The following is a 7,984-nucleotide window of genomic DNA, read 5'->3' on the forward strand; positions in this document are numbered from 1 at the left end:
CGAAGCTTTTCTGATATGCAGGAGAAACGTCAAGAATTCGGGGGTTTTCCCATGCTGGCTGACCGCGTCGATCTGGACCGCTTCGATCTGGCCATCCTGCGCGTCCTGCAAACCGAAGGCCGGATTCCGGCGGTCGAGCTGGCGCGGCGGATCGGGCTGTCGAAATCGCCGACCCAGGCGCGGATGAAACGGCTGGAGGAAATCGGCGTGATAACCGGCTATCGGGCGATCCTGGACCCGATCCGCATGGGGCTGTCGCATGTCGCCTTTGTCGAGGTACGGCTCTCCGACACGCGCGAATCGGCGCTGATGGCCTTCAACCGCGCGGTGCTGTCGGTGCCCGAGGTCGAGCAGTGTCACATGATGGCGTCGAGCTTCGACTATCTGCTGAAGGTGCGGACCGCAGACATCCAGTCCTATCGCCGCGTGCTGGGCGAGGTGATCAGCGCGCTGCCGTTTGTCGCTTCGACCTCGACCTATGTGGCGATGGAGGCGGTGAAGGAGGTTTTCTGAACGTCCGGGCACAGGGGATGCGAGGCTCATTCGACTTGGGGCGGGCTGGGGGCCGGCCTTGCGGCGAAGCCTTGGCAGGATTCCCGTGCCGTGCGCGAGGACGCCGCCATCCCTAGCCCCTTCCCACGAGGGGGGGGCAAGCGCGGATGCCAGCGGTGAGTGCGCGGGGCTGCGCCTGCCGGGCTGGCCGCAACGCCGGCGTGCCGGTGCCTGGCGATCGAGGGCGGCCCAGACGCACTTCTCGAGGCCGGAGCCGGAGAGGGCGCTGGCGCGCCGCAACAGGCGATGGCAGGGTGGTCCCGCGTTCTGCCCGACCCATGGCAGCAAGAAGGGATGGGACGCCAATGGCGAAACCCGGAACGATCTATCCGACAGGTGGCAGCCCGTAGGGGAGTCGAACCCCTCTTCCCAGGTTGAAAACCTGGTGTCCTAACCGATAGACGAACGGGCCACTGGCGGACGTCCTACCGGGCGGCGGGGCGCGGCGCAAGGGGCAATCAGCGGTCGATCCGCGCGCCCATGATCGCGATGGCCTGCTGATAGACCTTGGCAGCGTTCCACTGCTTGATCACTTCGAAGTTTGGCTCGCCTTCCTGATAGCCCCGGCCCGGCTGCCATCCCTTCTGACGCAGGAAATTCGCCGTCGAGGCCATGGCATCGGCGAGATTGTAGAAATCCACCACCCCGTCACCGTTGCCGTCCACGCCATATTTCAGGGCATTGCCGGGCAGGAACTGGGTATGGCCCAGTTCGCCGTGTTTCGCGCCAACCGTCTTCATGCTGATCGAGCCCTGATCAACCAGCTTCAGCGCGCCGATCAGATGCGGCCGGAAGAAATCGGACCGGCGGCAGTCGTAGGTCAGGGTGGCGATGGCCGAAACAACGTTGGTGTCGCCCATGAAGCCGCCGAACCCCGTTTCCATGCCATGGATCGCGATCAGCACCCCTGCGGGCACGCCATATCGGGCCTCCAGGGCAGCGTAGAACTCCGGGTTCTTGGCCTTGCGGTTTCGGCCCTGCGAAATGATCGTCTCGGCGCCGCGAACCTGCATGAATTTTTCTAGCGAATACCTGAAGCTTTTCTGGTTGCGGTCGGCGGCGATGGTGGCCTTGGAGTAGGAGGAGGCCATCAGCGCCTCGATCCCGCGCTTGCCTACCCCTTCAGCCTTGGCGACCGCTGCCATTTCGGCTTTCCACGCATCATACTGCCCGCCGGTGTCGCTGCAACTGGTGGTGGCCCCGGCAGAGAGAGGAAGGGCGGCCAACAGGGCGGCGGCGGAAAGGCGGAACAGACTGGACACGTCAGGCACCTGTGCAGGGGACTTTGTCACAGTCTATTGGGAAGGCGACAACAATCAAGAACTTGGCCTCACCCTGGCAGGCCGTCAGTCTGACATGTTGGTGAAGTGGCAGCCCGTAGGGGAGTCGAACCCCTCTTCCCAGGTTGAAAACCTGGTGTCCTAACCGATAGACGAACGGGCCGCGCTGTCGGTGGGCGGTGTCTAGAATCTGCGCCCGGCTTCTGCAAGAGGAAAAATGCGCCCTAAGCTTCGGCTGCGTCGTCCAGGCGCAGCTGCACCCGGGTGCGGCCGTTCCAGTGGTTCAGTTCCAGCCTGCCGGCAAGGTGAAAACGGCGGTGGCCGGGGTCGATCAGCGCAGGGCCAAGCGGCCCGTCGAAGGCACCAAAGGCGATGGCGTCAAGCGCCGGGCCGCTGCCGTCGTTGATTGCCAGCTTCAGGTGGCTGTCGCCGATCCGCCGCGCGCTGACGGCGGCATCGGCGAAGGCAAAGCGCGGGGCGGGGGCCGCAGCGCCGAAGGGGCCGGCGTTCTCTACCTCTTCCACCAGGGCGATGGTCGCGGCGGTTGTGGTCAGCAGACTGTCGATGCGCAGCTCGCGTGCGCCCTCTGCACCGGCGCCCTGCCGTGCCAAGAGTTCTGCCAACCGGTCCATCGCGGGGCCAAGCTGCGCCCGCGTCAAGGTCAGACCGGCTGCCATCCGGTGACCGCCGCCCTTCACGATCAGCCCCTCGGCCGCGATGCGCTGGATCGCTGCGCCAAGGTCGATGCCGGGGATCGACCGGGCCGAGCCCTTGCCTTCTTCGCCGTCGAAGCCGATCACCACGGCAGGGCGGTTGGCAGCTTCCTTCAGCCGGGCCGCCACGATCCCGACAACGCCCGGATGCCATCCTTCGGCCGCGGCCCAGACCAGGGGGCCATCCATGCCCCGGGCCTCGGCCTGGGCCAGGGCTTCGGCGCGCACGGCTTCGGTGATTTCGCGGCGGTCGGTGTTCAGCTGATCCAGCCGGGCGGCAAGGGCGGCCGCTTCCATCTGGTTGTCCGTGGCAAGCAGCCGCGCGCCCAGGTCGGCTTGCCCGATCCGCCCGCCTGCGTTGACCCGCGGCCCCAGAAGGAAGCCCAGCGAATGGGCCGTGGGCGGCTGGTCCATTCGGGCGACATCGGCCAGCGCGCGCAGACCGGGACGTTCGCGCCGCGCCATGACCTTCAGGCCCTGGCGGACAAAGGCCCGGTTGACACCGACAAGGGGGGCAACGTCCGCGACGGTCGCAAGGGCCACGAGGTCGAGCTGCGCCATGAGGTCGGGCCCGGTCTGCCCTTCTGCCTTCAGACGGCGGTTGGCCTCGACCAGCAGCAGGAACACGACCCCGGCGGCACAGAGATGGGAAAGAGTGCCGTCTTCGTCCTGGCGATTGGGGTTCACGATCGCCAGGGCAGGCGGCAGGCTTTCCAGCGCCAGGTGATGGTCGAGGATGACCACATCCGCCCCGCGCGCCGCAGCGACGGGTTCGTGGCTGAGCGTGCCGCAGTCCACGCACAGAATCAGGTCATGCGCGGCGGCAAGCTGGGCCATGGCGGGAACATTGGGCCCGTAGCCCTCGTCGATGCGGTCGGGGATGTAGAGCGTGGCGCCAAGGCCGAAGGCCCTGAGCCAGGTGAGCAGAAGTGCGGCCGAGGCGCCGCCATCGACATCATAATCGGCGAAGATCGCGATCCGCTCGCGTCGCCTGACCGCCCGCAGCAGGCGATCGGTCGCAACGCCCATGTCCCGCAGCGTCATCGGATCGGGCAGAAGATCCCGCAGCATCGGCGACAGGAAGCCCTGGGCCTGTTCGGCGCCGATGCCCCGTGTGGCCAGAACGCGGCAGAGTGGCAGGGGCAGGCGCGTCGACTGGGCCATGCCCTCGGCCAGCCGGTCGGCCTCGGGCGTGGGGCCGGTCCAGCGCCGACCGGTCAGCGAGGCAGAAACATCAAGAAACGGGCGCATGTGCCAAGGGGTGCAGCAAAGGGCCGGCACTGGCAAGGGGCTGCCGGCGCGCAGGGGTGTGGCCAGACCCGATGATGTGGAACCGTATCCCGGTACATACAGCAGATCCACCTGCGGATCCCGCGTTCCGGCGTCCGACCATTCCGGCAGGTCGTGTGACGCGGGGCCGCGCCTTGGGGCCAAGCGAGCCTATCGTATCCAGAGCCCTTCGCGCTTTAGGGTGTTGCGGATCACCTGCTCGCGACGGGGCAGGCGGTCGCGATCGAACATGGCCCTGACCTTGCGGCCCTTGTTCCGATAGACCATCGCCTTCATTGCCTCCCAGTGGCGCAGGGTCTGACGGATCGTCTTGTCATGCGCCACGGCCTCCAGCACGGCAACGGCATGGTCGCTTTCACGGGCATAAAGCAGCGGCAGCGTTCGGTAGTGGCAGGTGGCGCTGCCGTCCAGCGCCGCAAGCTCCGGCCCCGGCCGCCCGCCGCCAAGGGAATGGATCACCAGGGGCAGGGCGATCTGGTCGAGCCAAGGGAAGATCTCCTGGCAGACCAGTTCAGCGGGCGGTGCATCGCGGATCTCTGTCGCCCAGGCAAGGAAGCGGCTGCCGAACCGCGCCGGGCTTTCATGAAAGAACCAGCCCGCGTTGAAGTAAAGGAAACGCTGCCAGTACTCCGCTGGCTGGTTCGGGTCGAGCGACGATGCGAAATCCAGGCCGAAGCGGTCATAGAGCGACTTCCACGTCTGCGTGAGGGTCGGGCCGTAAAGTTCGACTTGCGGCCAGGTATTCTCGCGCCTCATCGAGGCCGAAGGACGGGTGAAGTCGAAGGGAATGGTGGACAGCGGCCCGGTTACCAGCGTGTCGGTATCCAGAAACAGGAAAGGCCCCTCGGGCAGGGCCAGCAGGGCCTCGATCTTGTTGCCGTTGGGATAGTCGGCGCCGAAGACCCGCGCCTTGAAAGGCAGGATCTCGGCGCCAAGATCCGCCAGCAGCGCCCGCGTGCGCGGCGTCATGCGCGGATCGCCGGGCCACTTTCCGCCGGGCTGCGGCTCGGCGATGCAAAGCTTGCCCGTGAACCCCGGGTCGGAATGCCGCAGAGAAGCTGCCAGCAGGATTGCCTCGAATTCCAGGCGGCCGGACTGGCCGACGGCAAGGATGTTGAAGCTCATGCCGGCGGGGTAAAGCGCAGGGACAGGCAGGACATGCCGCCATCAAGCTTCGCGCATTCGGAATTGCCGATTTCGCGCACGTCGAACCCTGCTGCGGCGATGGTATCGCGGGTGCGTGGGAAACCCGCCGGCATCAGCACCAGGCCGTTGAAACGAATGGTGTTGGCCGCGGCTTCTTCGCCCTCGGCCACGTCGATCACCCGGTAGCCGGCGAAACAGCCCGAAGCCGACAGACGCCTGGTCGAAAGCACCGTGTCCACGTCCAGAAGCGAGCAGTCGGTCTTGAAGTGCAAAACCCCGGGGGGAGTGTGGACCTCGCGCACGGTATGGCCCCAGGGGGTGACCAGGGCGGTCAGTTCGGCGATCCCGGCGCCATTGGTCCGGGCCGAACGGCCGACGAGGATTTCGCGTTCGGTCACCAGGATGTCGCCGCCCTCGATGAAGCTGCCCGCCCCGCTGATCTCGACCACCTGCCCATAAAGCGCACGCAGATGCGGCACCATTTCCGCCGCTTCGCCCAGCCGCGAAGGCGCGCCCGGCCGCATCACCACGGCGCCTTGCGGAAGGCAAAGTGCAGTATCCTCCACGAAGACGCTGTCGGGAAAGTTCTCAAGCGGCGGCAGTTCGATGACGGTCGCGCCCGTCTCGCGCAGGGTGGCGATGTAGGTGTCATGATGTGCCTGCATCAATGCCAGGTCGGGGTTGCCGGTATCAACAGCCCGCAGGCCCCGGACGATGCTGGCAGCGGGGCGGCGGGTGATGGCGTGGGTGAAGTGAATGGAAAAGGACATGGGCCTGCCTGTGCTGTTCGGCAGTCTTGTTCGCACTGCCCGTGGCTCGGTGCAAGCCGTTGCGCCGCGGCATCCTGTCTGAGTGTCTGACTGGCAGATGGTGGGCGACCCTGCCCCCGTCACCATGTTTTACCCCGTCATTAACTGTCATGTTTGAGAAAAAACTCAATAAATACGGGGACAAATAGTCATGCCCTGTTGTGTTTCGTAGCAATCAGTCATATCCTTTTTGTTGGGTATGATGTGGTGCAATGAATGCCGAAGATGGTTCCCGAACTCTCCCCCATCGAGGTGAAGCGGCTGGCTCATCCGGGGCGGGGGCGCAACGCGGTGTTCGCGGTCGGCGGTGTGTCCGGGCTTCTCTTGCAGATTGCCCCGTCCGGGGCGAAGTCGTGGATACTCCGGGCCACGGTCGGGCAGAAGCGTCGCGACATAGGGCTTGGAGGTTATCCAGACGTGACCCTTGCGCAGGCCCGTGAGAGGGCACGAGAGGCCAAGGAGAAGATCTGGCGCGGTATCGACCCAGTCGAGGAAAGGAAGGCCGCAAAGGCCGCTCTGGCGGCTTCCCAGCGGCGTGGGATGGTCTTTGCAGCCGCCTTCGGAAGATACGCGGATGCGAAGCTGTCGGAACTGGGCAGCGACGCGGACCGTATCCGGTGGAAGTCCAGCCTTGAGCGATACGCACTGCCCCACATCGGCGACATGCTGGTGGGCGACCTGACGGTGCAAGACATGCTGCGGGTCTTGTAGCCGATCTGGGCCACCAAGACCGAGACGGCTTCCCGAGTCCGTGCCCGAATCGAAGCTGTCCTGACCTGGGCCACCGTGGCGGGCCACAGGACTGGTGACAACCCGGCACGGTGGCGCAGCAACCTGGACGCGCTTTTGCCAAAGCCAAGCCGGGTCGCAGAGAAGGCAAATCACGCCGCCGTGGCCCTTGCAGATGCGCCGGCCTGGTATGCCGCCCTTTTGCGCCGCGATGGCACCGCAGCCCGCGCCTTGGCCTTCCTGACCATCTGCGCAAGTCGCTCGGGCGAAGTCCGGGGGGCGACGTGGGACGAATTCGATTTGACGGCGAGAATCTGGACCATTTCAGCGCAGCGTATGAAGGCCGAGAGGGAACATCGAGTCCCTTTGCCCGAAGCTGCGGTCGCGATCTTGGAAGCCATGCCCAGGCTGAACGACTCGCCCTATGTGTTCGCGGCGGCACGAGGCGGGCCGCTTTCTGACATGACATTATCTGCGGTGATGCGCCGGATGCAGGCGGATGCAGAGGCACAGGCCGAGGCCGAAGGGCTTCCGGTGGAGCGGGCGGGGTGGCGCGACCCACGATCCGGCAAGCCTGCCGTGCCGCATGGGCTGCGGTCAACCTTCCGGGATTGGGCGGCAGAGAAAACGGATTATCCCCGCGACCTCGCCGAAATGGCGCTGGCCCATAACGTGGGAAGTGAAGTTGAGCGCGCATACCGGCGTGGCGACATGATGGAGAAGCGCCGCCAGATGATGACGGATTGGGCGCGCTTTCTGGGGGCCGAGTGATGACGGATGATTGGCCCGACCCCTGGATGGATCGTCTCAAAGGCGCAATTCGCGACGCGCTTTCCGATTCTTCCCCGACCGAAATCGACGTTGACTGGGCGGCACGTTCCATCGACCGCGCGCGCAACTTTGGCTTGCTTGAGGAGAAGCCAAATTCCTTACCTGCGGGCCAGAACGCGAGCGAAGCCGAACTGCGTCAATTTCACGACGCTTGCGCTCGGGTTGCCGAGATTGCGGAGGGGCTGCATCGCCCCGCCGTCGCCGCCCTATTCGATGAAGGACTGAACGTCCGCGATATCGTGCAGAAAATGGGGGAGGCGCAGGAGATAGCGAGGGCTGCTTTCGGAGCGGTGCAGGGGGAGGTTGCGCGCGGAAGGCCGCCCAAGGTGGTGGCGCGGGACGTCACTTGCAGCGCCGGGTGGGCATATGAACGACTGACCGGAAAGCGGCCCACCTTTTCGACCGACCCCCTGACCAGCGAGGTGACGGGCGCTTGGCCGTCATTCCTCGCGGCTGTGTTTGAGGCGCTTTACATCGAGGCTTCCGTGACTGCCCAGGTCCAGCGGTTTAGGGTCAGGACTCGTTCTCCATTCATAGCCAGAACATGACGGTTGCGGCGAGTGCGACGGCTGAGAGGAAGACCTTTGGGCAGCGGTCATAGCGGGTGGCAACCCTGCGCCAGTCTTTCAGCCGA

The 7,984-nt window shown here is 65.5% G+C and carries 8 protein-coding genes, 2 tRNA genes and 2 pseudogenes; 5 read left to right on the forward strand and 7 right to left on the reverse strand.

All coding sequences use genetic code 11. The features are described from left to right. Window positions 1-51 precede the first annotated feature (51 nt). A complete protein-coding gene (locus EYB42_RS06080; protein WP_135448972.1) occupies window positions 52-513 on the forward strand; it encodes an Lrp/AsnC family transcriptional regulator in 462 nt (153 codons plus the stop codon). A 376-nt stretch (window positions 514-889) separates the two neighbouring features. Here the strand turns inward: EYB42_RS06080 and EYB42_RS06085 are convergent. The 6 genes from EYB42_RS06085 to EYB42_RS06110 form a co-directional block, all read right to left on the reverse strand. After that, window positions 890-964: transfer RNA gene (locus EYB42_RS06085), tRNA-Glu, on the reverse strand. A 46-nt stretch (window positions 965-1,010) separates the two neighbouring features. Then, the gene (locus EYB42_RS06090; protein WP_394346484.1) at window positions 1,011-1,814 is read right to left on the reverse strand and encodes a lytic murein transglycosylase; all 804 of its coding nucleotides are present in this window, start codon (window positions 1,812-1,814) and stop codon (window positions 1,011-1,013) included. A gap of 106 nt (window positions 1,815-1,920) precedes the next feature. After that, window positions 1,921-1,995 (reverse strand) — tRNA-Glu (locus EYB42_RS06095). Between the two features lie 61 nt (window positions 1,996-2,056). Further along, window positions 2,057-3,796, reverse strand: coding sequence for a single-stranded-DNA-specific exonuclease RecJ (gene recJ / locus EYB42_RS06100; protein WP_135448973.1), 1,740 nt, complete (start codon window positions 3,794-3,796; stop codon window positions 2,057-2,059). A gap of 189 nt (window positions 3,797-3,985) precedes the next feature. Continuing rightward, on the reverse strand, window positions 3,986-4,960 hold the full coding sequence (locus tag EYB42_RS06105) for a hypothetical protein (protein WP_135448974.1): 975 nt from the start codon (window positions 4,958-4,960) through the stop codon (window positions 3,986-3,988). Then, window positions 4,957-5,751, reverse strand: a complete 795-nt coding sequence (locus EYB42_RS06110) for a dimethylarginine dimethylaminohydrolase family protein (RefSeq protein ID WP_135448975.1) — start codon at window positions 5,749-5,751, stop codon at window positions 4,957-4,959. The genes EYB42_RS06105 and EYB42_RS06110 overlap by 4 nt, the downstream gene beginning before the upstream one ends. Window positions 5,752-6,006: 255 nt before the next feature. Here EYB42_RS06110 and EYB42_RS17765 point away from each other — a divergent pair, with 255 nt between their 5' ends. The 4 genes and pseudogenes from EYB42_RS17765 to EYB42_RS06120 all read left to right on the forward strand — a co-directional run bounded on the left by EYB42_RS17765 (window position 6,007) and on the right by EYB42_RS06120 (window position 7,898). Next, entirely contained in the window at window positions 6,007-6,501 is a 495-nt protein-coding gene (locus EYB42_RS17765; protein WP_346763299.1) for an Arm DNA-binding domain-containing protein, read from the forward strand. Window positions 6,502-6,504: 3 nt separating this feature from the next. Beyond that, window positions 6,505-6,609 (forward strand): annotated as a pseudogene (locus EYB42_RS17810) (phage integrase central domain-containing protein); the annotation flags it as partial. A 141-nt stretch (window positions 6,610-6,750) separates the two neighbouring features. Further along, window positions 6,751-7,290 carry a tyrosine-type recombinase/integrase gene (locus tag EYB42_RS17770; RefSeq protein ID WP_346763300.1) on the forward strand — a complete coding sequence of 180 codons (540 nt, stop codon included), beginning with the start codon at window positions 6,751-6,753 and terminating at the stop codon, window positions 7,288-7,290. Continuing rightward, window positions 7,290-7,898 carry a hypothetical protein gene (locus tag EYB42_RS06120; RefSeq protein ID WP_135448976.1) on the forward strand — a complete coding sequence of 203 codons (609 nt, stop codon included), beginning with the start codon at window positions 7,290-7,292 and terminating at the stop codon, window positions 7,896-7,898. The genes EYB42_RS17770 and EYB42_RS06120 overlap by 1 nt, the downstream gene beginning before the upstream one ends. On the opposite strand, the pseudogene EYB42_RS06125 reads toward EYB42_RS06120, so the two are convergent. Continuing rightward, window positions 7,882-7,984 (reverse strand): annotated as a pseudogene (locus EYB42_RS06125) (IS5/IS1182 family transposase); the annotation flags it as partial. The gene EYB42_RS06120 and the pseudogene EYB42_RS06125 sit on opposite strands and share 17 nt — an antisense overlap.

Origin of the sequence: Tabrizicola caldifontis, from assembly GCF_004762095.1 — a bacterium.
Taxonomy (GTDB): domain Bacteria; phylum Pseudomonadota; class Alphaproteobacteria; order Rhodobacterales; family Rhodobacteraceae; genus Tabrizicola; species Tabrizicola caldifontis.

Bases quoted from the DNA above. Each gene is read 5' to 3' on its own strand.
- EYB42_RS06105 (WP_135448974.1), bottom strand. From the start codon at position 4,960: ATGAGCTTCAACATCCTTGCCGTCGGCCAGTCCGGCCGCCTGGAATTC.
- EYB42_RS06110 (WP_135448975.1), bottom strand. From the start codon at position 5,751: ATGTCCTTTTCCATTCACTTCACCCACGCCATCACCCGCCGCCCCGCT.
- EYB42_RS17765 (WP_346763299.1), top strand. From the start codon at position 6,007: ATGCCGAAGATGGTTCCCGAACTCTCCCCCATCGAGGTGAAGCGGCTG.
- recJ (WP_135448973.1), bottom strand. From the start codon at position 3,796: ATGCGCCCGTTTCTTGATGTTTCTGCCTCGCTGACCGGTCGGCGCTGG.
- EYB42_RS06080 (WP_135448972.1), top strand. From the start codon at position 52: ATGCTGGCTGACCGCGTCGATCTGGACCGCTTCGATCTGGCCATCCTG.
- EYB42_RS06120 (WP_135448976.1), top strand. From the start codon at position 7,290: ATGACGGATGATTGGCCCGACCCCTGGATGGATCGTCTCAAAGGCGCA.